This is a genomic window from Nocardia africana NBRC 100379 (genome assembly GCF_001612635.1).
GTDB classification, from domain to species: Bacteria; Actinomycetota; Actinomycetes; order Mycobacteriales; family Mycobacteriaceae; genus Nocardia; species Nocardia africana.
Map to the genome: position 1 here is coordinate 18,042 of NZ_BDAV01000011.1, position 23,860 is coordinate 41,901.

General features: G+C 67.5%; 22 protein-coding genes. 12 read left to right on the forward strand and 10 right to left on the reverse strand.

What is annotated here, in order from left to right:
• The first annotated feature begins 7 nt into the window (after positions 1–7).
• Positions 8–274 carry an Hsp20/alpha crystallin family protein gene (locus NA3_RS19140; protein WP_233427308.1) on the forward strand — a complete coding sequence of 89 codons (267 nt, stop codon included), beginning with the start codon at positions 8–10 and terminating at the stop codon, positions 272–274.
• Complete coding sequence (locus NA3_RS19145) at positions 271–1,179, forward strand: universal stress protein (protein ID WP_062965018.1); 909 nt, start codon at positions 271–273, stop codon at positions 1,177–1,179. Before NA3_RS19140 ends, NA3_RS19145 begins: the two co-directional genes overlap by 4 nt.
• A gap of 177 nt (positions 1,180–1,356) precedes the next feature.
• On the opposite strand, the gene NA3_RS39285 is transcribed toward NA3_RS19145, so the two are convergent.
• A complete protein-coding gene (locus NA3_RS39285; protein ID WP_084491682.1) occupies positions 1,357–1,641 on the reverse strand; it encodes a CBS domain-containing protein in 285 nt (94 codons plus the stop codon).
• On the opposite strand from NA3_RS39285, the gene NA3_RS37700 reads away from it, so the two are divergent.
• Positions 1,640–1,912, forward strand: a complete 273-nt coding sequence (locus tag NA3_RS37700) for an ATP-dependent DNA ligase (RefSeq protein WP_062965019.1) — start codon at positions 1,640–1,642, stop codon at positions 1,910–1,912. The two genes, NA3_RS39285 and NA3_RS37700, sit on opposite strands and share 2 nt — an antisense overlap.
• A gap of 80 nt (positions 1,913–1,992) precedes the next feature.
• Here NA3_RS37700 and NA3_RS19155 read toward each other — a convergent pair whose 3' ends face one another.
• Positions 1,993–3,114 carry an acyl-CoA dehydrogenase family protein gene (locus NA3_RS19155; protein ID WP_062965020.1) on the reverse strand — a complete coding sequence of 374 codons (1,122 nt, stop codon included), beginning with the start codon at positions 3,112–3,114 and terminating at the stop codon, positions 1,993–1,995.
• A gap of 124 nt (positions 3,115–3,238) precedes the next feature.
• A complete protein-coding gene (locus NA3_RS19160) occupies positions 3,239–4,249 on the reverse strand; it encodes an AraC family transcriptional regulator (RefSeq protein ID WP_062965021.1) in 1,011 nt (336 codons plus the stop codon).
• 150 nt (positions 4,250–4,399) lie between these two features.
• Here NA3_RS19160 and NA3_RS19165 point away from each other — a divergent pair, with 150 nt between their 5' ends.
• Positions 4,400–5,407 carry a zinc-binding alcohol dehydrogenase family protein gene (locus NA3_RS19165; RefSeq protein WP_062965022.1) on the forward strand — a complete coding sequence of 336 codons (1,008 nt, stop codon included), beginning with the start codon at positions 4,400–4,402 and terminating at the stop codon, positions 5,405–5,407.
• Positions 5,408–5,493: 86 nt separating this feature from the next.
• On the forward strand, positions 5,494–6,414 hold the full coding sequence (locus NA3_RS19170; RefSeq protein ID WP_084491737.1) for an alpha/beta fold hydrolase: 921 nt from the start codon (positions 5,494–5,496) through the stop codon (positions 6,412–6,414).
• A 5-nt stretch (positions 6,415–6,419) separates the two neighbouring features.
• Here NA3_RS19170 and NA3_RS19175 read toward each other — a convergent pair whose 3' ends face one another.
• The 4 genes from NA3_RS19175 to NA3_RS19190 form a co-directional block, all read right to left on the reverse strand.
• A complete protein-coding gene (locus NA3_RS19175) occupies positions 6,420–7,820 on the reverse strand; it encodes a WS/DGAT/MGAT family O-acyltransferase (protein ID WP_062965023.1) in 1,401 nt (466 codons plus the stop codon).
• Between the two features lie 56 nt (positions 7,821–7,876).
• Positions 7,877–8,593, reverse strand: coding sequence for a polysaccharide deacetylase family protein (locus NA3_RS19180; RefSeq protein ID WP_062965024.1), 717 nt, complete (start codon positions 8,591–8,593; stop codon positions 7,877–7,879).
• Positions 8,594–8,638: 45 nt separating this feature from the next.
• Positions 8,639–10,654, reverse strand: coding sequence for an SDR family oxidoreductase (locus NA3_RS19185; protein ID WP_062965025.1), 2,016 nt, complete (start codon positions 10,652–10,654; stop codon positions 8,639–8,641).
• A gap of 318 nt (positions 10,655–10,972) precedes the next feature.
• Entirely contained in the window at positions 10,973–11,653 is a 681-nt protein-coding gene (locus tag NA3_RS19190; protein ID WP_062965026.1) for a biliverdin-producing heme oxygenase, read from the reverse strand.
• A 494-nt stretch (positions 11,654–12,147) separates the two neighbouring features.
• Between NA3_RS19190 and cutA the strand changes: the two genes are divergently transcribed.
• Positions 12,148–12,480, forward strand: a complete 333-nt coding sequence (gene cutA, locus NA3_RS19195) for a divalent-cation tolerance protein CutA (RefSeq protein ID WP_062965027.1) — start codon at positions 12,148–12,150, stop codon at positions 12,478–12,480.
• A gap of 170 nt (positions 12,481–12,650) precedes the next feature.
• Here the strand turns inward: cutA and NA3_RS19200 are convergent, their stop codons facing one another.
• On the reverse strand, positions 12,651–13,400 hold the full coding sequence (locus NA3_RS19200) for a helix-turn-helix domain-containing protein (RefSeq protein ID WP_062965028.1): 750 nt from the start codon (positions 13,398–13,400) through the stop codon (positions 12,651–12,653).
• Between the two features lie 276 nt (positions 13,401–13,676).
• Between NA3_RS19200 and NA3_RS19205 the strand changes: the two genes are divergently transcribed.
• The 4 genes from NA3_RS19205 (at position 13,677) to NA3_RS19220 (ending at position 18,337) form a co-directional block, all read left to right on the forward strand.
• Positions 13,677–13,991 (forward strand): hypothetical protein, encoded by a 315-nt coding sequence (locus NA3_RS19205; protein WP_062965029.1) that lies wholly within the window; start codon positions 13,677–13,679, stop codon positions 13,989–13,991.
• Positions 13,992–14,225: 234 nt separating this feature from the next.
• Positions 14,226–16,070 carry an asparagine synthase (glutamine-hydrolyzing) gene (gene asnB, locus NA3_RS19210; RefSeq protein ID WP_062965030.1) on the forward strand — a complete coding sequence of 615 codons (1,845 nt, stop codon included), beginning with the start codon at positions 14,226–14,228 and terminating at the stop codon, positions 16,068–16,070.
• A 187-nt stretch (positions 16,071–16,257) separates the two neighbouring features.
• Positions 16,258–17,493: a cytochrome P450 gene (locus NA3_RS19215; RefSeq protein ID WP_062965031.1), complete on the forward strand. Its 1,236-nt coding sequence runs from the start codon at positions 16,258–16,260 to the stop codon at positions 17,491–17,493.
• Between the two features lie 124 nt (positions 17,494–17,617).
• Positions 17,618–18,337, forward strand: coding sequence for a TetR/AcrR family transcriptional regulator (locus tag NA3_RS19220; RefSeq protein WP_062965032.1), 720 nt, complete (start codon positions 17,618–17,620; stop codon positions 18,335–18,337).
• A gap of 50 nt (positions 18,338–18,387) precedes the next feature.
• Here NA3_RS19220 and NA3_RS19225 read toward each other — a convergent pair whose 3' ends face one another.
• A complete protein-coding gene (locus NA3_RS19225) occupies positions 18,388–19,770 on the reverse strand; it encodes a threonine/serine exporter family protein (protein ID WP_062965033.1) in 1,383 nt (460 codons plus the stop codon).
• Positions 19,771–19,971: 201 nt separating this feature from the next.
• Here NA3_RS19225 and NA3_RS19230 point away from each other — a divergent pair, with 201 nt between their 5' ends.
• Positions 19,972–22,008 (forward strand): acyl-CoA dehydrogenase family protein, encoded by a 2,037-nt coding sequence (locus NA3_RS19230; protein WP_084491683.1) that lies wholly within the window; start codon positions 19,972–19,974, stop codon positions 22,006–22,008.
• 65 nt (positions 22,009–22,073) lie between these two features.
• Complete coding sequence (locus NA3_RS19235) at positions 22,074–22,808, forward strand: phosphatase PAP2 family protein (protein WP_063917603.1); 735 nt, start codon at positions 22,074–22,076, stop codon at positions 22,806–22,808.
• Between the two features lie 32 nt (positions 22,809–22,840).
• Here the strand turns inward: NA3_RS19235 and NA3_RS19240 are convergent, their stop codons facing one another.
• Entirely contained in the window at positions 22,841–23,734 is an 894-nt protein-coding gene (locus NA3_RS19240) for a nuclease-related domain-containing protein (RefSeq protein WP_062965034.1), read from the reverse strand.
• Positions 23,735–23,860 lie beyond the last annotated feature (126 nt).

Here is a 23,860-nt window from a genome sequence, read left to right on the forward strand (position 1 = left end):
AGCCCACATGCTGCGGGTCGAGGATTCTCTCGACGACGGCCATTACGTGGTGCGGGCAGAGATTCCGGGCGTCGACCCCGCGAAAGACGTCGAGGTCTCGGTGCACAGTGGACTGCTCACCATCAAAGCCGAGCGCGGCGAATCCCGGGAGGAGAAAGGGAGAAGGTGGACGTCAAGTCCGGGGATTGACCGACGTGAGCGCGTGCCCGTTCCGGCGGACGCCGGGGCGGGTCGCGGCCGGCCGCACATCATCGATCATCGAGGAGCCACATGAGCGACCACACCGGACGGCCACGGCAACACGTCGACGCACCGGTGCTCGCCGCCGTCGACGGCTCGGCGGTCGGATATCACGCCGCGGCGTGGGCCGCGACCGAAGCGGCCATGCACGGACGCCGCCTCCATCTGGTCACCTCGGCAGCCATTGTCGCCGGACCGGAACCGACGCCCATCATCACCGACGACGCCGTGAGTTGGTTGCACCGCGACGGTGAACGCATCCTCGTCGAGGCTCGCCGCATCGCTCGGCTGGCGGCTCCGGCGCAGACGCCGAAGATCACCACCGAGGTGACCGGCGAACCCATCATCGAATACCTGATCGAACGCTCTCGTCATGCGCTGGTGCTCGCCGTGGGAAGCCGCGGGCTCGGCGCGATTCGGCGTGGACTGCTGGGCTCGGTGGCCTCGGCGGTCATCCGGCATGCCCACTGTCCCGTTACTATCGTGCACACCATGTCGGCGACCGATCCGGTGACAGCTGCCCAACCCGTCCTCGTCGGGGTCGACGGCACGGACAACAGCGTGGCTGCCCTTGAAATCGCTTTCGAGGAAGCGTCGCGGCGGAAGGTCGGCGTGGTCGCGTTGCATGCCTGGAGCGACATCAGTGCTAAATTGCACTTCACAATCGAGGGTTGGGTCCAGGTCCGCGACTCCGAAGATGCCGTCCTGGCCGAGAATCTGGCCGGGTACGCCGAACGGTATCCCGATGTCGAGGTACGGCGTGCATTGGTGTATCACAGTCCGGTTCGCTCGCTACTGGACGAGGCCGACAACGCCCAACTCCTCGTGGTCGGTAGCCACGGTCGCGGCGGATTCAGCGGCATGCTGTTGGGCTCGACCAGTGCCGCCGTTGCCCAGACAGCGCCGTGCCCGGTCATGATCGTGCGAACCGCGAAATAGGCAGATACACACAAATATTCGTATCGGTTGCGGTATCGGCCTCCGGCTCCGATACACGCGAACGCACCCGAGGAAACCGCTGTCAGTGCCTATGCCCGGGGATGGGTCTGCCATCGGGGCGGGCAGACAACAGTACGGTTGCGAGAGTGGCGGCGCTGTCTCGCTGTCACGGCGCGATCAGCCGCGCGCGGACACCCGTTCTACGTATTCTGCGATTTCTTCGTCGTGCGGATGCCGGGCGATGTCGGCTTCGCTGATCATGCCGACCAGCCGTTTGTTCTCGATGACCGGCAGCCGTTTGATCTGGTGGTCTTCCAGCTTTTCGAGAACGTCGCGCGCGTCGAGACGTCTGCGATGTTGCTGTGAGTACGTTCGAGTTGGTGGGACGCGTGCCGGCGCCGATGCTGGCGACCGCGGGGCGGCCGCCGGAGAACTCGGATCTGTCGGCGGTCGAGATGAAATGGGACGGCATGCGCGCCATCACGTCATCGGCGATGGTGAGGCCAGACTGTATTCGCGTAACGGTCGGGAAGCCAGCGCGTCGTTTCCCGAGCTGACCGCCGCGCTGGCCGACATCGCGGCCGGTCGGTGGTTCGTGATCGACGGGGAGGTCGTCGCTCCGGAGTTGCCCGCCGGAATTCCGTCGTTCGGACGGTTGCAGCACCGCATGAATATCGCCCGGCCGCCGGCGGGGTTGATCGCCTCGATTCCGGTGCAGCTGTTCGTCATCTGAGGTGGATTTCGACGACGGACGGGAGGAATACGGGAGCGCCGCCGCGTCCTGACGCCGAAAACAGCCTCTCACCAGGCGATCTACAAGCTACGCCCGATAATGAGCTTCATGATCTCGTTCGTCCCGCCATAGATCTTCTGAATCCGCGCATCCGTGAACACCCGTGAGATCGGATACTCCGCCATATACCCGTACCCGCCGAACAACTGCAGGCATTCGTCGGCGACGCGGCACTGCTGTTCGGTCAGCCACCATTTCGCTTTGGCGGCGGTGGGGATGTCGAGTTGGCCGCGGAGGTGTTTGGCGACGCAGTCGTCGAGGAAGGCCCAGGCGACCGAGGCGATGGTGTCGCATTCGGCGAGGGTGAACTGGGTGTTCTGGAAGTTGAAGATGGGTTTGCCGAAGGCTTGGCGCTCCTTGGTGTAGGCGACGGTCATCTCGACGGTCTTCTCGATCGCCGCCGCGGCGGCGACGGCCAGGATCAGACGTTCCTGGGGGAGTTGCTGCATGAGCTGGATGAAGCCGGTGCCCTCGGTGGCGCCCAGGAGGTTGGTCTTCGGCACGCGCACGCCGTCGAAGAACAGTTCGCAGGTGTCCTGGCCGTGCTGGCCGACCTTCTCGAGGTTGCGGCCGCGCCGGAAGCCGTCGCGGTCGGTTTCGACGGCGATCAGCGACACCGATTCCGCGCCTTTGCCTTCGGAGGTCTTGGCGGCGACGATCACCAGATCGGCGAGCAGGCCGTTGGAGATGAAGGTCTTGGCGCCGTCGATGACGTAGTGGTCACCGTCGGCGACGGCCCGGGTGCGGATGGCTTGCAGGTCGGAGCCGGTGCCCGGTTCGGTCATGGCGATGGCGGCGACGATCTCGCCGGAGGCCATCTTCGGCAGCCACGCCCGCTTCTGGTCCTCGGTGCCGTAGGCGTTGATGTAGTGCGCGACGATGGTGGAGTGCACCGGATTGCCGAGGCTGGGCGCCATGGCCCGGGTCTGCTCGATCGCGATCACGGCCTCGTGGGCGAAGGTGCCGCCGCCACCGCCGTACTCCTCGGGGATGGAGATGCACAGCAGGCCCAATTCGCCTGCGCGATTCCAGATTTCGCGGTCGACGTGGTGCTGGCGTCCCCAGCGATCCTCGTTCGGTGCGCATTCCTTCTCGAAGAATCGGCGCGCCAAATCGGTGAGCGCGTCGAGATCTTCGTCCATCCACGGGGACCGATGCACCGGCACGGGGAAACTCCTCTGGTCGAATACAGTGTTCGTTCGCCAAGGTAGGAGCGCGCCGCGCGCAGGCCAATGACCGCAGCGCTCGATCTTGTGACCGGATCGCTCAGGGTGCGGCGGTGCCGCGGTAGGAGCCGGGAGAGCTGCCGGTCCAGCGCCGGAAGGCGCGGGAGAAGGCGCTGGGTTCGGAGAAGCCGAGCCGTCGCGAGACCGCTGTCACCGTCTCGCCGCGGACCAGGGCCGCGATCGCGGCATCGCGCAGGATCTGTTCGCGGATGCGGCTGGGTGAGGTGTGCTCGTCGCTCAGTTTGCGGCGCAGTGTCGCGGGGCTGACGGCGAGTTCGGTGGCGATCTGCTCGACTCCGGGCCAGTGCCGTGGTCCGCCGCGTTCCAGGACCCGGCGCACCCGCGTCGCTGTGGACACAGCATCGTCGCCGCGGCCGATCACGGCCTCGGGTGCGTTGCGCAGGAAGCGCAGCAGATCGTCCTCGTCGCGCACGAGCGGTGCGGTCAGAACGGCGGAATCGAACACCAGGGCCGGATGCGGTGCCGAAAACCGTACCGGCGCATCGAAGATCAGGTCGTAGTCGTCGAGATCGTTGGGCGGATAGGGGACTTCGACGCGCAGCAGTCGCAGCGACCCGCCCACCGACCAGTCCAGAAAGCGGTAGACGACCATCAGCATGGTGTCGATGATCAGGCTGTGCGGATGGCGGATCTCGGTGAGGTCGAACGCGATTCGCGCCTCCTGGTCATCGGTGCTCAGCCGCAGCGGCGGAAATCCCGGCAGGGCCTTCTGGAACATCCGGAACCGGTGCAGTGCGGCGGCGATATCGCGCGAACCGAGCAGGGCGAAGCACACCAGCCGGAAGGTGCCGCGCGGCATCGGATGACGGCCCAATCCGAGTAGTTCGTCGTCGGTGCTGCGCCACAGTTGCTGCACCAGGTGCACGGCTTGTCCGACGGTGACGCGGGCGCGTCCCTGCTCGAGCAGTTGCGGCGCGATCCCGGCTTCGGCGAGCAGTTCCCCGGTGTCCCATCCGCGGCGGCGCGCCAGGTCGACGATCGCGTGCACCCGCCCGATGGGCAGCGTGAAGGTGGTCGACGGCGCGGGCACTCAGCGACGCTATCAACGTCGCGTTCCCGTGCTTATGTCCGCCTCGGCGGCCGGATGTGCCAGGTTTGTCCGTGCGCGCGACTACCATCGATCTTCCCGCCGTGGCGCGGGCGTTCCGGTGTCGGAAGGAGTGCGATGAACCCTGCGACGATGGCCGCCTGGCAGGTGGTGCGGCCCGGCCCGATCGACGAGTCCCCGCCGGTCCGCACCCGGATCCCGATTCCGGAGCCGGCCGCGGGCGAGGTGCTGGTGCGGGTGCTGGCCTGCGGGGTCTGCCGTACCGATCTGCATGTCGCCGAGGGCGATCTGCCGGTACGCCGGCCTCGGGTGGTGCCCGGTCACGAGGTCGTGGGGGAGGTGGTCGCGGTGGGCGAAGCAGCGACGGCTGTCGCGCCGGGTGATCGGGTCGGGATCGCGTGGTTGCGCAGCACGTGCGGGGTGTGTGCGTACTGCCGTCGCGGCGCGGAGAATCTGTGCCCGAATTCGCACTACACCGGATGGGACGCCGACGGTGGTTATGCCGAATATGCCACGGCGCCTGCCGATTACGTGTATCCGCTGCCTTCCGGGTACGCCGATGCGGAGTTGGCCCCACTGCTCTGCGCGGGCATCATCGGCTACCGGGCGCTGCGGCGGGCGTCGCTGCCGAAAGGGGGACGGCTCGGCATCTACGGGTTCGGTGGCAGTGCGCACCTGGCCGCGCAGGTCGCCCTGGCTCAGGGCGCCGAGGTGCACGTGATGACTCGTGACGCCACCGCGCGGGAGTTGGCCCTGGCGCTGGGTGCGGCGTCGGCGCAAGGGGCGGCCGATCCGCCGCCGGTGCCGCTGGATTCGGCGATCCTGTTCGCGCCGGTCGGTGATCTCGTGCTGCCCGCGCTGGAGGGGCTGGATCGTGGCGGTGTGCTGTCGATCGCTGGTATCCACCTCACCGACATTCCGGCGCTGAATTATCAGCGCCATCTGTTCCAGGAACGTGAGATCCGTTCGGTCACCGCCAACACCCGCGCGGACGGGCGGGAATTTCTGGAATTCTGCGCCCAGCACCGGATGCAGGTTCGCATCAACCCTTATCCGCTCGAATCCGCCGACCGGGCGCTGGCCGATCTGGCACACGGCCGGTTCGCCGGGGCGGCTGTGCTGCTGCCCGGATCCCGCTGACCGCCCCGGTGGATGTGCGGCACCCGGTACCATCGAATTGGAACGTGTTCTAATTCATGACCGGGCCGGCGATGCAGGAGGTTGCGATGGCGGCGGAGCGGCAGACGGCGGGTAGCGGTCGCGGGGCGGCCGGCGGGCGTTTCGGCACCCGCGTATCGCGCACGACCTCGGTGCCCGCGGGCCGGATGGTGGATCTGCCCGGGCGCGGGCGGACCTATCTGGTCGACATCCCCGGGCCCGAGGGCGCACCGACGGTGATCCTGTTGCACGGCCTGGTGACCACGGCGATGCTGAACTGGTTCCCGGCCCTGGCGGAGTTGTCCGAGCGCTATCGGGTGGTGCTGTTCGACCAGCGCTGGCACGGGCACGGAATCCGTTCGCCGCGTTTCGATCTGGACGATCTGGCCGACGACGTCGTCGCGGTCGCGGAGCTGACCGGCGTGCAGCGGCCGATCCTGGCGGGGTACTCCATGGGCGGCATCGTCGCCCAGTCGGTCGCGCACCGGCGTCCGGACCTCGTCGGCGGCCTGGTGTTGTGCGCGACGACCTACCGGTTCCGGGAGAAGTGGCGGGAGCGGCTGTTCCACGGCGGTATGGCCCTGCTGGCCGGGGTGATGACCGAGACGGCCGGGCGCCGGGTGGCGGAGGCGGCGACCAAGCTGCCGATTATGCCCGAAATATCCTGGGAGACAGGACGAATGGATCGATGGGCGCTGGCGGAGCTGCGCACCACCAGCGGGTGGGCGATGACTCAGGCGATCGCCGAATTGGGCCGCTTCGATTCCTCGCCGTGGTTGTCGAGCCTGGATGTGCCCACGGGCGTGGTGATCACGACACACGACCGCGCGCTGCCGGTCTATCGGCAGCTGGAGATGGCGAAAATGATCGCCGGGGCGGAGATTTTCCTCGTCCCGGCCGGGCATGCGGCCTGCGTACTCGAGGCGGACGCCTTTGTCCCTGTGCTCCTCGAGGCCTGCGCGGCGGTGGCCGCTCGGCGGGAGAGCTGAGGCGCTCAGCGCTGGGCCTGTGCCGCCTTCAACAGCGCGGAGATGTTGTCGTGCACGGCATCGGCCATCCGGTCGATATCGGGGACCAGTTCACGGCAGGCGATGAAGCCGAAATCGAGATCGCCGTTGGCCGACAGCACCGTGACGTTGAGGCCCGCGCCGTGGAATACCGGGCCGAACGGGAACAGCGAGTCGATGCGGTGGCCGAGGAAGTACAGCGGCTGCTGTGGCCCGGGAACGTTGGAGATCACCAAGTTGTGCACCACCGGATGCCGTTCGGCGAGTTTGAACGACGAATAGGCGCGCACCGCGATCCGGAACGTGTTCGGCGGGGCGTATTCGGCCCAATCCTGCAGGAAGTCCGCACCCAGGACTTCGTGTTCCTCCTTCGCGCCGACGTTGCCCTCCGCGATGAGCCGCAGCCGTTCCACCGGATCCTCGATATCGGTGTAGAGCTGGGCGAACAGCGTCGACACCTTGTTGACACCGCGTTCGTGTCGCGTCGTCTCGTGGGTGGAGACGGGCACCGAGGCGATCAGTGAGGTGTCCGGCAGTTCGTCGTGTTCGCTCAGATATTGCCGAAGCGCCCCCGCGATGACGGTGAGGACCACGTCGTTGATCTTCGCGCCGAACGCCGCCCGGATCTCCTTGATATCGGCGAGCGGGGCCGTGGTGAAGGCGACGCTGCGATGGCGGGTGATGGTGCGGTTGAACGGCGTGCGCGGCGCGGTGAACGGCAATGCCATGCCCTGTTTGTCGGCGCGCCGGCGCTGCACCATCCCGCCCAGCTTGCCCAGTGTCTTCGGCACCATGCCGACCACGCCGAGTTTCGCCGGCATCCGCACCAGCCCCTCGGCGGCGAGGACCAGATCGTTGGGCTCGTCGGCCTCCGAGTGGATCTCGGCCGGTGGATCGGGGTAGCGCACGCCCGGTTCGGCATCGCACAGATACGCCATCATGTTGGCGCCGGTGACACCGTCGACGGCGGCGTGATGGTATTTCGAGACCACGGCGACCTTGTCGTCGGCCAGGCCCTCGATCACCCACATCTCCCACAGCGGCCGGTCGCGGTCCATCGGCTGCGCGGCGATGTCGCCGACCAGTTCGGCCAGTTCCTTCGGCCCGCCGGGGGAGGGCAGCCCGAGGCGGCGGACGTGGCGGTCGAGGTCGAAGCCGGTGTCGGTGACCCAGACCGGGTGGTCGAGGTCGAACGGGACCCGATGGACGCGGCGGCGCATGGAGGGGATCAGGTGCAGGCGGCGGCCCAGTTCCTCCTTCAATGCGGTGAATTCGTAGTCGGTCCCGTCGGCGGGCGGGTCGAGAATCAGCAGCGCGCACACGTGCAGCAGTTGGGTGTCGGTCTCCAGGTACAGAAAGCTGGCATCCAGCCCGGTCAATCGCTCCATACCTACAGACTATTAGAACACGTTCTAGTTTTGGCCGAAACGGCCGAGGAGTTCGGTCACATTCCGGTGGGTTTCGCGCCAGCGATCAGTTGCGAGACGGTCACGAAACCGTAACCGCGCGAACGGAGTTCCGCGACGATACGCGGAATCGCTGCCGCCGCGGCCGACTGGTACATCGCGTGCAACAGAATGATCGACCCCGGCCGGGCGCGGTTCACCGTGTCCGAGACTATGGCATCGGTGCTCGCGCCACCCATGGAATCGGATTCGACATCCCACATCACGGTGGTGCGGTCGTGGTGGGACAGATACCAGGGGAGCGCGACCAGCTTCTTCCCGTAGGGCGGGCGGAAGGTCACCGGGCCGTGGTATCCGGTGCGCCCGATTTCGGCGTCGGTGCGCTCGACCTCGTCGCGGACCGTGGCCGGGGTGACGAAGACGAGCCGCCGGTGGGTGTAGCTGTGGTTACCGAGCTCGTGCCCGGCCGCCGCGATCTGTGCCCCGTAGTCGCGATGTGCCGCCAGGTCGCGGCCGACGAGGTAGAAGGTGGCCGGAACATGTTCGGCGGCAAGCATTTCCAGTATCGCGGGGGTGCGGTCGGTCGGGCCGTCGTCGATGGTCAGCGCGACCACCTTGGCGGTGGTGTCGACGTGATGGACCAAGCGGCCGGCGACCTGGAAGGTCCGCGAATTCATCAGAACGTAGGTGCCGATCGACAGCACCGCCGCGAGGACGACGACGACCGCGCCGGAGAGCAGAAGCCTGCGTTTCACCGGCGAAACCTACCACCGGACACGGGGTCCGGTGGTAGGTGCGGATCACCAGTTCAGGCCGGGCAGCCGGTTGACGATACGAGCCGCGGGGGTGGGCAATCCCATCAGCGGCTGCACCACCGGTGCGAGCGCCAGAAGCGGGCTGCGGCCGCCGCTCTCGGCCGTTTCGTCGGCTGCGGCGCGGCCGTGCCGTGCCGCGGCGGATTCGCCGGTCCGCCGGAAGCCCTGGTGCAGAATGGCTTTCTTCACCGAGGGCATCACCGTGTCGATCACCTGGGCGAAGGTGCCGATCGGAGTGTCGATGCGCGCGGGCCGCTCCTCGAGTGCGCGCACCACGATCTCCGCCGCCTGTTCGGGACTGTGCACGGGCAGCGAACGGTACATCTCGGTCGGCGCGATCATCGGAGTGCGCACCAGCGGCATCCGCACCGAGGTGAAGGTGATACCGGCGTCGGCGTTCTCGACCGCCGCGATCTCGCTGAAGGTGTCCAGTGCCGATTTGCTCGCCACGTAGGCGGCGAAGCGCGGCAGTTTGGTCTGCACCGCGATCGAGGAGATGTTGACGAAGTGGCCGAAGCGCCGCTCCCGCATGGCCGGCAGCAGGGCCAGGATCAGCCGCACCGCGCCGAAGTAGTTGACGGCCATCGTCCGCTCGAAATCATGCATGCGATCGGTGGAGTTCAGCACCGAACGACGGATCGAACGCCCGGCGTTGTTCACCACGTAGTCGACATGACGATGGTCGGCGAGCACCTGCTTGACCAGCAGTTCGACCGCCTTCTCGTCGGTGATGTCGCACGGATAGCCGTAGGCGTCGCCGCCCTGCCCGCGCACCTGGGCGGCCGCTGCCTCGAGCTCGTCGACCCCGCGCGCCACCATCAGCACCGTCGCGCCGCGGCGCGCCACCGCGTGCGCGGTCGCCAGGCCGATACCGGAGGAGGCGCCGGTGATGAGCACGATCCGGTCGCGCAGCGGGTCGCCGCCGCCGTGGCGGCGTGCCCGGTCGGGATCGAGGTGGGCGCGCCAGTACCGCCACAGGTTCTCGGCGTAGGTGTCGAAGGCGGGCACCTCGAGATCGGCGCGACGCAGCAACGCCCGGGTGGAATCGGAGACGAACTCCGACGCGAACGAGGTATGCGGGGCGACCTCGGCCGGAATGCCGAACTGGCTCAACAGGAAATCGCGCGCCGCGGTGACACCGGGTAGCCGGTTCAGCGTTGCCAGCGCGGTGTGGCTGCCCGGAACCGGGCCCACGCCACCGGGTGCGCCGGCCGCCCGCGACAGCGCGCCGTAGATCTCGGTGAACGGCTGCGGACGCGGGTTGACCAGGTGGAATGTGCGCTTGTTCAGCCCCGGACGCCCGATGAGCTCGACCATCGCCTGAGCGACGTAGTCGACCGGGACGATATTGGTCGCGCCCAGATCCGGCAGCGGCAGCGGCAGCCCGCCCGGCAGTGCGGCCAGCCGCGCGATCGCGGGGAAGAAGTAGTACGGACCGTCGATCTTGTCCATCTCGCCGGTGCGCGAATCGCCGACCACGATGGCCGGGCGATACACCCGCCAGCGCAGCCCCGTGCTTTCGCGGACCAGTCGCTCGGCAGCGAATTTCGTTCGGTGATAAGGAGATTCGAGATTCTGTCCGAGGTCGAAATCGTCTTCGAAGAATTTGCCGCGATGGTCACCGGCCACCGCCACCGAGGAGACGTGGTGCAGCATCGCACCCAGTTCGGTGGCCAGCGCGATGACCGCGCGGGTGCCGTTCACATTCGCCGCGTAAGCGGATTCCTCATCGGCGGTCATGTCGTAGACCGCGCCCAGATGCACCACGTGCTGTGCGGCCGGCGGTTCGTCCACCAGCCCCAGACCCTCGGCCGTCAGGTCTCCGATCAGCGGAAACACACGGTCGGTGGCATTCCATCGAGACGCGAGTTCGGCCAGTTTGGCTGCCGAGGCCTCGCGCACGAGCACGTGCACCACTGCGTCGGTATCGGCGGTGAGTAGCCCTTCCACCACGCGTCGTCCCAGGAAACCCGTCCCACCGGTCACGATATAGGTGGCCATAACCCCTCCTTGCGTGTCGAACATGTTGTCGCACAACGTTGTTCGTCCGACATGCATCGGTGGATGTGGACTGAACGAAGCGGCCTCTATCAGAATCGAGGTCGCTGTAGGAACCCCTGCGTACCTAACTGGTGAGTAACTTTAGCTGGCGGCGAGTTGTGCCCGCAACCGAACGGCGCTCCCCTGCGGTGTGGGACTGGTCACCACGTGGGAGCGCCGATCGGTATGTGTAACAACGATTTTGATGTAACTCGGAGACGCATCTGGTTATCGACCGGCAACCTTCCGGTCGGCTGTCCAAGAACGTTCGGGGAGGGTTCAGCCTTCGCGGCGGATCGCGAATTCGCTTGCCAGATCGGCGAATACGGCACTGTTGAGGTCGAAGGCGCGCCGGCACTCGCCGAGCACCCGCTGCTTCTCCAGGTCGTCGACGGCCAGTTCGTCGAGCAGGGTGCGGTAGCCGCGCTTGAACGCGGCCGGATTCGCGATCTGATCGAAGACGTAGAAGCGCACCCCGTCGCCGCGCTTGGGCAGCTGCCACAGCTTCGCCGCGGTGCCGCGAATGACCTGACCGCCCGACAGATCACCCAGATAGCGGGTGTAGTGGTGGGCCACATATCCCGCCGGCCAGTGCAGTGCGCACTCGGTGATCCGGGCGGCGTACTCGGCGGTGGCGGGCAGGGCGGTGATGTCGTCGCGCCACTGCGGCCCGCCCAGATGTGCCAGATCGTTCTCGAGATGCGCCAGGCGCGCGAGTTCCGGCCGGATGAACGGACCGGCGACCGGATCGGTGGCGAGCGTGTCCCAGTGCGCCTCGAGTGCCCGGTAGATATGCCAGAGCTGGCCGGTGTAGCGATAGAACGCGCTGACATCCAGGGCACCGCCCAGCATGTCGCTCATGAAGGTCGAGTTCTCGGCGCGCTCGTGCTGTTCGGCGGTGGCGGAGCGGATCTGCGCGGAGAACGGCACGGGCTGCTCGGTGGAGGTGGCGTCCGGCATGATCCTGATTTCCTCGCTTCGTGGGACGACAAGTATGGGTAACCTAACTTCCCCTCCGACGATACCGGCCCATGAGCGCGCCGAAATCAAACTTTCGGACGAGAAACCGCGCGGGCAGTGCGCGCGGCGACTGGCGGCGGTCGATGAACTGACGTTTCCTCATCGGGGGTGGACCGGCGAACAAATCGTGCAAACCTCACCGACCTTGCGCGTTTTCGGACGTTCTCGTGGAGGTTTGCACGAAAAGTTCGGCACAACTGCCGACGACCGTGTTCTCCCTGCGGATCGACGGTCGGTCCCGGCGCCGATCCGGGCAGCGCGGTCTTCCCGCCCTCAGCTCCTCTGACCTGCCGCAGGATCCTGTGGTCATCCGGGCATGGTGGTCATTTGACGGGCGGTTTCATCACCACTGATGATTTTGTTACCGCGAGTTGTGCACTCGGCCGGCGTCGTGAATCGGTCAGCGGCGCAAAGCCGGCCGATATGGTGGCCGCATGGCGGCAGCGCGGGTATGGGCAGTGACATCGACGACGCCGACTGAGGACGATGGGCGGGTGATCGCACGAGCGGTGGTCGGTGAGCGGCTGGCGGCGGGAGCGGAGATTACCGGGCCGGCGCTGTCGGTGTTCTGGCATCTGGGCGAGCTCGGTGAGGGCCAGGAATGGCGGGTGACGTTCCGCACGGCGGCCGCAGTGCGGGATCGGCTCGCGGGGCGGATCCAGGAGTTGCATCCGTGGGACAGTCCTGAAGTGACCGCGACGCCGGTGGCGTGGTGCCTCGACACTTACGCCGAGTGGGTGGAACGGACTACAGGCGCGCCGGAATAGGCGGCCGCACAGGCGCAGTGCGGCGAAAAGTTCGGCACCACCGCCTCAGGCCGTGTTCTCCCTGCCGATCGACGTTCGGTCCCGGCGGCGGACACGGGTTCGTGGGCGCGGTTTTCCCGCCCCAGCAGGGCGAGCATGCGGGGCCGGAAATATGCCAGAACCGTTGCGGATCAATCGCTTTGGGGTGGGCGATCGTATTTCTCGATCGTGGCTTTCGATGTGGACCGGTCCTGCAGGACCAGCTCCCACGGCCCGACGTTCACGTCGAAATTCTTGCCGAAGCCGACCCACTTTCCCGCCAGCCGGGTGGCGGTGAGTTCCGACAGCAGCTGGATCGCCCCGAAATACCGTGCGCCCTTGTAGTAGCCGCTCGGTGCGGTGGTTTCCGACCACGTGCCCGTCGCGATATGCCCGTCGAGGGTGAGGTCGAGTTCGAGTGTGCCCGCCGCCGACTTCGGCAGGCTGCGGACCGTGAGCCGCTGTTCGTGCTGGAGCACGACCACGTAGTGCGACGAGGTGAAAGTCTGTTCGCGGCCGGAGGAGTAGAACTCGTACCGGGACAACCAGATTCCGGAGTACGTGCCGGAATTGGGCTGCGGTGCGGCCTGGCCGGGATGGCGTTCCCGCGGGACGTCACCGATGGCCGAGTGGACTTCGTGGCCGGCCGTGTCGTCGCCGGACAGGCTGCGCCCGGCCATCACCGCGCCGAATCCGAGGCTTTCGATGGGCAGGCGCATCACCTGTTCCAAGGCGCGCGCATGCGACGGGCGGGGGTTGGCGGTCGCGCCGGATTCCCATCGCTGAACGAGTCGTTTCGTCGCGCTGGCGCATCCGGCCTCGCGCAGCATGCGGGCGAGATCGTCCTGGCTCAGCAGTCGTGCCGTGCGGGCGGCGCGCAAGGCGACGTTCGGCGTTCCCATGCGCCCACCGTAAAGCAATGACGCCTGAATGTCGCCCCGTTTGTGTGCCGATTGACGCCGTTTTCGTCGTCGCCTGGCGGCCGTGGTCCGCGCGAATGTGTCCGTAGTTCCGGCGGCGGGAGCTTCGGTTCCGGGCGCCGCGGGATTCCGAACCGAACAGCGAGGGGTGTGTGCGATGTGGGTGTTGTTCCTGCTCACCGTGGGGTTGCTCGTGTTGACTGTCGCGCTGGTGCGCCTTCCGCTGCGTGGCGAGGCGCGTCGCCGGGATCGGCGGTCGTGAGGGATGCGCGCCCGGTCGCACTCGGGTGGGTGCATCCGGAGTCGCCGTGTCTCGACTGGGATATCGCTCAGGTGCGGCGGCTGGCGGAACGGCTGGGCTATCGGCTGGTGTGGGCGCCGGAGACGAGTCGGATACCGCTCGCCGATCAGGTTCGAGCGGTCGATGCCGATGTTGTAATCGCCCCGTCAACAGAGCATTTCGACTTTCTCGCCCTGAACTCGGTGATGGCCGTCGCCGACGTCGAAACCGTGAATCCGCGGTTGTCGTTCGCGCGTTGGGCTACCAGAGGGCAACCCGGCTGGGAGTCGTAGTGGGGGCGGGGTGACGATAGGGGTGGTGGCGCGGTCGGACGGTGCGGTCCGGTGCGGCGGGACGAGCGGTTTCCGGTGGTTCGCCTGCCGCCGACGAACAGAACTATTCGGGCGAAAGCGGCGAGTTGGGACAAGCTCGGACAAGTCGGGCGGGTGGTGGCGCACGCGAGACGCCTTGTGTTACAACGGTTTTACGCATCGTTCACTAAGCTAACTACTTTGAGAGGCGGCGGAATGTGCGGAATCGCGGGCTGGGTGGCCTTCTCCGAGGACCTCACCCGGCAGCAGGGGGTTATCGATGCGATGACCGAAACCATGGCCTGTCGCGGGCCGGACGGGCGAGGCACCTTCGTCCGTGCACACGCGGCACTGGGGCATCGGCGACTCGCCATCATCGACCTGCCGGGCGGGGCGCAGCCGATGACCGTGCCGACTCCGGCGGGCGACGTGGCGATGGTGTACTCCGGGGAGGCCTACAACTTCCGTGAACTGCGCCAGGAGCTGCGCGGACTCGGGCACACCTTCGATACCGACAGCGACACCGAGGTGGTGTTGCACGGCTACCTGCAATGGGGTGAGTCCGTCGTCGACCACCTCAACGGCATGTACGCCTTCGCGATCTGGGACGAGCGCGAGCAGAAGCTGGTCATGGTGCGCGACCGGATGGGGATCAAACCGTTCTACTACTACCCGACCCCTGACGGTGTGCTGTTCGGCTCCGAGCCGAAGGCCATTCTCGCCAACCCGCTCGCGGCCGCGACCGTCGACCTGGACGGCCTGCGCGAGCTGTTCGCCATGACCAAACAGCCCGGCTGGTCGCTGTGGAAGGGCATGGAGGAGGTGCTGCCCGGCACGCTGGTCACGGTGGACCGCAACGGAATTCGCACCCGCACCTACTGGCGGCTGCACGCCGTCGAGCACACCGACAGCCAGGAACAGACCGTCGCCCGGGTGCGCGAACTGCTGACCGATATCGTCGAACGCCAGCTCATCTCCGATGTGCCGCGCTGCGTGCTGCTCTCGGGCGGACTGGACTCGAGCGCGATCACCGGACTGGCCGCGGCCCGGCTCGCTCGCGACGGTGAGCAGTTGCGCACGTTCTCGGTGGATTTCGCCAACCAGGAGCAGAACTTCGTTCCCGACGAGATGCGCGACACCCCGGATTCGCCGTTCGTGCGGGAGGTGGCCGCGCTGGTGCGCTCGGCCCATCGCGATGTGATGCTGAATCCGGCGGATCTGGCCGACCCGGCGGCGCGACGCGCGGTCGTCACCGCCCGCGACATCCCCGTCGGTTTCGGCGATATGGACACCTCGCTGTATCTACTGTTCGCGGCCATCCGGCAGCACTCGACCGTGGCGCTGTCGGGGGAGTCTGCCGACGAGGTGTTCGGCGGGTATCGCTGGTTCCACGACGAGGTGGCGCTGAAGGAGGACAACTTTCCGTGGCTCGCGTTCAACAGCGCCCTGACCGGCGAGTCCCGCTGGCAGATCCTGAATCCGGCCCTGCGTGAACGGCTGCGGCTCGAGGAGTTCGTCGCCGACCAGTACAGCGCGGCGGTGGCCGAGGTCGAGCACCTCGACGGCGAATCCGAGGTCGAACACCGGATGCGGACCGTCTGCCACCTGCACCTGACCCGGTTCGTGCGCACGTTGCTCGACCGCAAGGATCGCGCGTCGATGGCGGTCGGCCTCGAGGTGCGGGTGCCGTTCTGCGATCACCGCCTGGTCGAGTACGTCTACAACACCCCGTGGTCGTTGAAGACCTTCGACGGCCGGGAGAAGAGCCTGCTGCGGCATGCGGCCGAGCATGTGCTGCCGGAATCGGTCGTGCGGCGGGTCAAGAGTCCGTATCCGTCGACGCAGGATCCGGGCTACGAGGCGGTGCTGCAGCAGCAGGCGAAACATGTTCTCGCCGAATCCGATTCACGCCTGTTCGACCTCATCGACCGGCAGTGGCTGCAGCGGGCGGTTGCCCTCGACCCGGCGGGTATCGACAGCGCCGTGCGCGCCGGACTGGACCGCATCATCGATCTGCATACCTGGCTGGAGCTGTATTCTCCCCAACTGCAGCTGGATTGAGCGCTCGTCCGGGCCGGCCCCGACCCCGCGTCGGAGCCGGCCCGGACGCTGTCCGCGCTGGTCACACGCCTTGCCGGAGATTTGCTAGCGCGCCGGATCAAGCACGTGAACATTATTTACTAATAGGTGTTCACAAAACGGGTGTGGTGTGGTTCACTCCATAGGAACGTGTTCCAAAGGAGGTACCGTGTCCGCGCCGTCTCTGCCGTCCATCAGTCACGATTTCGATTTCACCGACCCCGATCTGCTGTCGCAGCGCCTGCCCGTGGCCGAATGGGCCGAACTGCGCCGCACCGCCCCGGTGTGGTGGGTCGACCAGCCCAACGGAGTGAGCGGATTCGACGACGGCGGCTACTGGGTGGTGAGCCGGCTCGACGACATCAAGGAGATCTCGAAGAACTCCGAGGTCTTCTCCACCCAGGAGAACACCGCCGTGATCCGCTTCAACGGCGAGATCACCCGCGAGGAGATCGAGATCCAGCGCGCCATGCTGGTCAACACCGATCCGCCGGCGCACGACAAGCTGCGCCGCATCATCTCGCGCGGCTTCACCCCACGCGCGGTGGAGAGCCTGCGAGCCGCGCTGCGCGAGCGCGCCGAGCGGATCGTGCACGAGGCGAAGAAGACCGGCGGCGGCGACTTCGTCCAGCAGGTGGCCTGTGAGCTGCCGCTGCAGGCCATCGCCGAACTGCTCGGTGTCCCGCAGGAGGATCGCGGGAAGCTGTTCGAGTGGTCCAACCAGATGATGGGCTACGACGACCCCGACTACGCCGACAGCTACAAAATGGCCAACGCCCAGGTCATGGGCTACGCGTGGAACCTCGCCGAGGAGAAGCGCAAATGCCCGGCCGACGACATCGTCTCCCAGCTGCTCAACGCCGATATCGAGGGCGAGGCGCTGGGTTCGGAGGAGTTCGCCTGGTTCGTCATCCTGCTGGCCGTGGCCGGTAACGAGACCACCCGCAACGCCACCACCCACGGCATGAAGGCGTTCGTGGACAATCCGGCGCAGTGGGAGCTCTACAAGGCCGAGCGGCCGCGCACCGCGCCCGACGAGATCGTGCGCTGGGCCACGCCGGTCATCGCGTTCCAGCGAACCGCGTTGTCGGACACCGAAATCGGCGGCCAGCCGATCAAGAAGGGGCAGCGGGTCGGGCTGTTCTACTCTTCGGCGAACTTCGACGAGGAACGTTTCGACAAGCCGTTCGAATTCGACATCATGCGAAACCCGAACCCGCACGTGGGATTCGGCGGCACCGGCACCCACTACTGCGTCGGCGCCAACCTGGCCCGGCTGCAGCTGGATCTGATCTTCAACGCCATCGCCGACGTGATGCCCAACCTGCGTGAGGTGTCCGAGCCGGTCCGGCTACGCTCGGGCTGGTTGAACGGAATCAAGAGCTGGCAGGTCGCCTACGAGTGAGCGCCGCGGCCGCCGGGGCAGCGCCCTCGGCGTCCCGGTCTCCGGCGGCCCAGGACACAGTGTGCGCACCGGCCTCGACGTACCCGTGACGTCGGGGCCGTGCGCATGCGACGAAGGACGACGCATGACAGCCGCACGACGGGGCCGGATGCCCGCGGTCAGCGACGCCGATATCCGGCGCGTGGCTCGCACGCTCCTGGTGGAGCAGGGACCCGAGGCGGTGACCCTGCGCGCCATCGCGCGTGAGCTGGGGATCACCGCACCCGCGTTGTACCGGTACTACTCCTCCCGCGACGATCTGGTGGGCGCGCTGCGCAGCGATATCTGCGCCGACCTGGCCCAGGAGCTCGCCGAACAGGTGGCCGAACTGCCCGAGGACGGCATGGTCCAGTTGTTCGCCATCTGCAAGGGGTTCCGGCAGTGGGCCCTGGCCCACGCCCACGAGTTCACGCTCGTCTTCGCCTCGCCGGCCGGGGGTTCGGCCAGCGCCATGCGGCAATTCGACGAACCGTTCGGCCGCATCTTCCTCGAGGCCGCGGGCCGGCTGCTGACCACCTACGACATCGTCACCCCGCCGACCGATGTGATCCCGCACGCGCTGCGTGAAGACCTCATCGGATTCCAGACCGAACTGCTCACCGTGCTCGCCGAATCGGGGCAGAAGTTCCCGGCCGAGAAGCTGGACCTGGGTGTCACCTATCTGATGATCCAGTTCTGGGCGCGGCTGTACGGGCACGTCACCCTCGAGGTCTTCGGCAACTACCCGATGCCGGTGGGCAATCCGGATGCCCTGTTCGATGCGACGCTGGCCGATCTGGCCCGCTCCATCGGGTTCGCGACCTGAGGCATCCGCTTCCTGAACGATCCGGCCCCCCGGCCGCGAGCCCGGCGGCCTCAGGTGAAGTCGTCGGGGCGCACCCCGGTGACCCGCCGCAGGATCCGCGGCCGGCGCAGCCACCGGGCGAACCACTCACCGAGCGTGATACCGCCGCCGAGGGCACAGCCGACCACCAGCGCGGCGAACATCTGATTCAACCCGACCAGCAGATCGTCGTTGATCAGCGCGAACAGGCCCCGGTAGACCTTGAGACCGGGCAGCAGCGGAGTGATGCCCGCGATGGCGACGACCAGCGGGGGCGTCACCGCACGGCGGGCCAGCAGACCACCGGCGAGACCGATCGCGGTCGCCGAGACCGCGGCCGCGATCACCGGCCCGAAACCGGCGTGCTGCACGAACAGATAGCACACGGTGATCCCCGCACCGCTGATGGCGGCGACGGTGAGGGCCCGTCGCTCGGCATAACAGGCGAGCGCGAATGCCGCGGCCGCCAGCGCACCGGCGGTGATCTTCAACGGCAGATTGGTGATGTCGTAGGACGGCGACATGTCGATCGGCGGCACCTGGGCGCCGAAGGCTTGGGCTCCGCGCAGCGCCAAACCGACCCCGCCGATGATCGCGCCGGTCATGACCAGCACTTCCAGCATGCGGGCGGCGGCCGTGATGGGTGCTCCGGTGATCGCGTCCTCGACCGCGCCGACCAGTTGCAAACCACTGAGCAGCACGGTGATTCCGGCCGCGACGACCAGGCTGGGATTGGTGTCCAACCCCTCGCCGAAGGTCTGCAGCAGGATCGCGGGCAGCGTCGCGATGATGCCGCCCATCATGTTCTGGAAGAAGAAGGGCAGGCCGCGCTTGTTGAGCTCGCGGTTGCATCGGTCGATCAGCAACGTCGTGGCGAAACTCACGGCCGCGACCAGTACGCCACCACCGAGCAACAGCGCGATGGATGCCGCCAGCAGCGACCAGCCGAATGTCGCGATCCAGCGGTTGTAGGGGTGCGGGGCGGTGGTGATCGCGTCGAGGGCGGCGTGCGCCTCCTGGGGCGGCACCACCTCGCGGCGGATCCGCCGGGTCAGGCGGTCGACGGCCGACAGGCGAGTGAAGTCCAGCGAGCGGTACTGCACCACCCGCATGGTGCTGGCGGGGGGCAGCGACGGACCGCGGTCGGCGGAGATGCGAATCGAGTTGTAGGTCACATCGATATCGCATTGCGCCAAACCGTATGTCGCGGCGATGAATTCGACCTGTGTGCTGGTGTCGGTCACGGCGGTGCCCGAGGCGAGCACCACCTCGCCGACCCGCTCGGCCAGGTCGAGCACCTCGGTGACGGCGGCGTCGTCGGTGAGATCGATCGGCTTCAGCGGGGCCGGTGCCTCGACCACCGAGTCCACCGTGGCGCGCCGCTGGGCGACCAGCCGATCGGTTACCGCTCCCATCGCCCGATGCCACAACGAACTCGGCCGGGTCTCCGGCCCCGTGCGGACGAGTTCGGGCTCCAACTCATCTGTCACACACCACACGGTAGCCGGAGTCCGCGCACGGTCCGGGGTCACCTCCCTCACGCCGACGGGAGCGGCAAATCTGGCAACCTGCTGGTTATCGCAGGTGTGTTCCGAGTCCCGCTACAGTCGGTAACCATGGGCACCGATACGGCCACGGGCACCGAAGCAGCAGATTCCGCGAGACCAGACTCCGCGCAGCCGGAGGCCGGGACATCGAGCACCGGGACATCGAGCACCGGGGCATCGAAGAACGGGAAGTCGACCGCCGACCATCTGCGGGCCGCGCTCGACGGCCCGTGGCGGGAGGTCCGCGAACAGGCGCGAAGGCAGCTGGTCGACGATCGGTTGTTCGGCGATCCCTACCTCGACTACCGCCAGGCCCGCGCGCGGGTACTGGACCAGATGCGCCTCATCGCCGAATTCGGTTATGCGGAAAAAGGTTTCAGCCTGGAGCACGGTGGTACCGGCGATCCCGGCGGGGCGGTCACCGGCCTGGAGATGCTCGCCTACACCGATCTGTCGCTGTGGGTGAAGGCCGGTGTGCAGTGGGGGCTGTTCGGCGGCGCGGTGGAAAACCTGGGCACCGACCGCCACACCGACATCGTCAAACGCCTGCTGTCTCTGGATCTGCTCGGCTGTTTCGCGATGACCGAGTCCGGGCACGGCAGCGATGTGGCGAATCTGGAAACCACCGCCACCTACGACCCGGCGACCGGCGAATTCGTGGTGCACAGCCCGACGGCCTCCTCCCGTAAGGACTACATCGGCGGCGCCGCCGAACACGCCCGGATGGCGGCGGTATTCGCCCAGCTGATCACCGGCGGGGAAAGCAAGGGCGTGCACTGCTTCCTCGTCCCGATCCGCGACGAGCAGGGCAACGACCTGCCCGGCGTCACCACCTCGGATTGCGGTCTCAAGGGCGGTCTGCCCGGCGTCGACAACGGCCGCATCGAATTCGACCACGTCCGGATCCCGCGGGAGAATCTGCTCAACCGCTACGCCGACGTCGAGCCCGACGGGACCTACCGTTCCGATATCGAGAACCCGAGCCGCCGGTTCTTCACCACGCTGGGCACGCTGGTGCGCGGGCGGGTGAGTGTCGGTGGCGCGGCCGCCGCCGGGGCGCGGGTGGCGTTGAGTATCGCGCTGCGCTACGCCGACAAGCGCCGCCAGTTCTCCGATCCCGACGACGGCAGCGAAACCCTGCTGCTGGACTATCGCAGCCATCAGCGCCGGCTGTTTCCGCATGTGGCGCGCGCGTTCGCGCTGGCGTTCGCCCAGAACGATCTGGTGCGGCGCATGCATCTGGTGCAGACCGGGCAGAATCTGGACCCGGAGGCGCAGCGCGCGCTGGAGAAGCGGGCCGCGGGCCTGAAGGTCGCCCAGACCCGCCACGCCACCCGAGCCATCCAGGAATGCCGCGAATGCTGCGGCGGCGCAGGCTATCTCACCGAGAACCGGCTGGTCACCCTGAAGGCCGACACCGACGTGTTCACCACCTTCGAAGGTGACAACGTGGTGCTGACCCAGCTGGTGGCCAAGGAACTGCTCACGGCCTACTCCGACGAGGTGCGCGATCTCGACGCCCTGGGCTGGGTGAAGTTCGCGGCCACCATGGCCCGCGACGTGGTGCGCGAGACCTCGGGTGTGCGCCAGCTCATCCAGCGCCTGCGCGACCGCTCCGACGACGGCGTCGACGAGGGCGATCTGTCCCGGCGTTCGGTGCAGCTGCAGCTGTTCGCCGACCGCGAGGACTATCTGACCCGCACCGCCGCGTACCGGCTGCGCGCGCGGGCCGAGGAGACCGGGCCGTTCGAGGCGTTCAACAACGCGCAGGACCACATCCTCGCCGCCGGTGAGGCACATATCGACCGGCTGGTGCTGGAGGCGTTCATCGAGGGCATCGCCGATATCGAGGATCCCGACGCGCGAGCGCTGGCCGACACCGTGTGCGATCTGTTCGTGTACTCCACCATCGAACAGAATCAGGCCTGGTACATCATGCACCGCTTCATGTCGGTGGATCGGGCCAAGTCGGTGCGCCGCGGGGTCAACGAACTGGTGGATCGGTTGCGGCCGGAGTCGGCCACCCTCGTTGAGGCGCTCGGCGTGCCGGAGGCCATGCTGCGCGCGGCGATGCTCGACGACGCGAGCGTGCACCAGGGCGCGTGATTTCGTGCTCGATATCGGCGGCCGGTGACGGTGGGGCGGTAGCCGGACGCGGCTATGGTCGAGAGGTGCCCGTTTCACCGCCGGTCGCTCGATATCGAGCGCATCTCGTTGCCGCCGCCGTCACCCTGATCGGCCTGCTGGTCACCGTGACGGTTCCGCTGAGCTTCCCCGCCGGCGGGGGACCGACTGCGTTCGATCGCACGATCGGCGATCGCGTGCACGATAGCCTGGACGCACATCGCGGCGTCTACGACGCGCTGGTGGTGCCGAGCGATGCCTATATCGTGTTGCCGCTGTTGCTGATCGGCATCCTCTCCTGCGTCCGGCGGCGGGACTGGTGGGGTGCCGGATTTCTGGTGCTCGTCCCCGAGCTGGTGGTCGCGATCAACACCTGGGCGCTGAAACCGCTGTGGGACAGGCATTTACAGCACTATCTCGCCTATCCGAGCGGGCATACCGTCCAATTCGTCGCCATCGCAACGGGTTTGCTGCTCGTCGCCGCCACCGTGCGCGTGCGCATCGCCATCGGTGTGGTCGCCGCGCTCGCCCTGGCGGCCGTGGCGGTGGGCATGGTGGGCCTCGGCTATCACTATCCGACCGATGTCGTCGGCGGCACCGCGTTCGCCGTGGCGGCGGTGACCGCCTGTTGGGCGATGACGACGACACTGCGCATGCGGTTCGAGACCCGGCCGCCTCGGGTAGCGCCCGTCGGCGAGACCGGTGCCGGCGGACAGGCGGAGTCGGGTGGCGACGATGCCGCAGGGAAGACCGAGCGTGCGGCGGGCACGCCCGCGGCCTGAGCGATGCCCGCGGCGGGCGCCGCCGATCCGGCTCAGCCGGGACCGAAATTCAGGACCAGCGTGATCACGAACCAGACCACCCAGGCCGCACCGACGAGCATGCCGATCGCGAGCAGAATGCGCAGCGCCGCCCGGCCGGGATCGATCCGGTCGGCCTCCTTCGGATACAGGTTCCACGGGCTGTACCAGGGCATCGTGATCGCGACCGGACGCCCGTAGGCCTGATCGGCGTGGGCCTGTTCCTCCATGAACGCTTCCGCCTGTGCCTGTTGCGGGCCTCCGTACCACAGCGTGGTGTCCACCGGTCCGCCGAAGCCCTCGGCGACGAGATCCTGCGGGGCGGGCAGATACGGCAGAATGCCCAATCCGCGGAAGGTCAGCGCGACCTCGTTCACCGTCCACTGCGCCCGCCCCTGCGAGGTGAGCGCGGTCAGGCAATCGGCCAGCCGCCTGGGGTCGTCGCCGAGCACCACCTGGAAACCGGGATCGTTCCACAGCTGGCGGATCGTCGGCTTCGCCCCGTGCGGCGGCACCACGACGACCACGCCCTGCACGACGCGCTGGCCCAAACCGCGTTCGGCCAGCCAGTTCTGCAGGGCGTGGGTGTGCTCGCGGGAGCGGTCCAGCGGGGTGCCGCGATCGCCGCCCTCGAAACTCACCACGTGCCCGCCGACCCGCCACGGTCCGTTCAACGGGACCTCGAGGTCGCCGCTCACCCGCTCGACCAAGGCCTCGGCCTCGATCACCACGCAGGTGGTCGGCGTCCAGATCACCGCATCGAACTGATGCAACCGGTCGGCGTAGAACAGGCCGCAGTTGACCGTTGCCACACCCTGCGGGTCACCCGGCCCCTTCCAAGTACGCAACCAGTCGATGAGGACCCGCTCGGCCAGACTCCCGGCCGCGTTCTGCACTCGCACGAGCATTGGCGACCGCCCTTCCGTCGACACTCGATATCGGAAAGCATAAGGGGCACTACGGGTCCGGGGGAGACTTCGACGCGCCGGTGCCGGCATGTCGGGCGCCTGCGCCGCACCGTGGGGCAGTGGCGA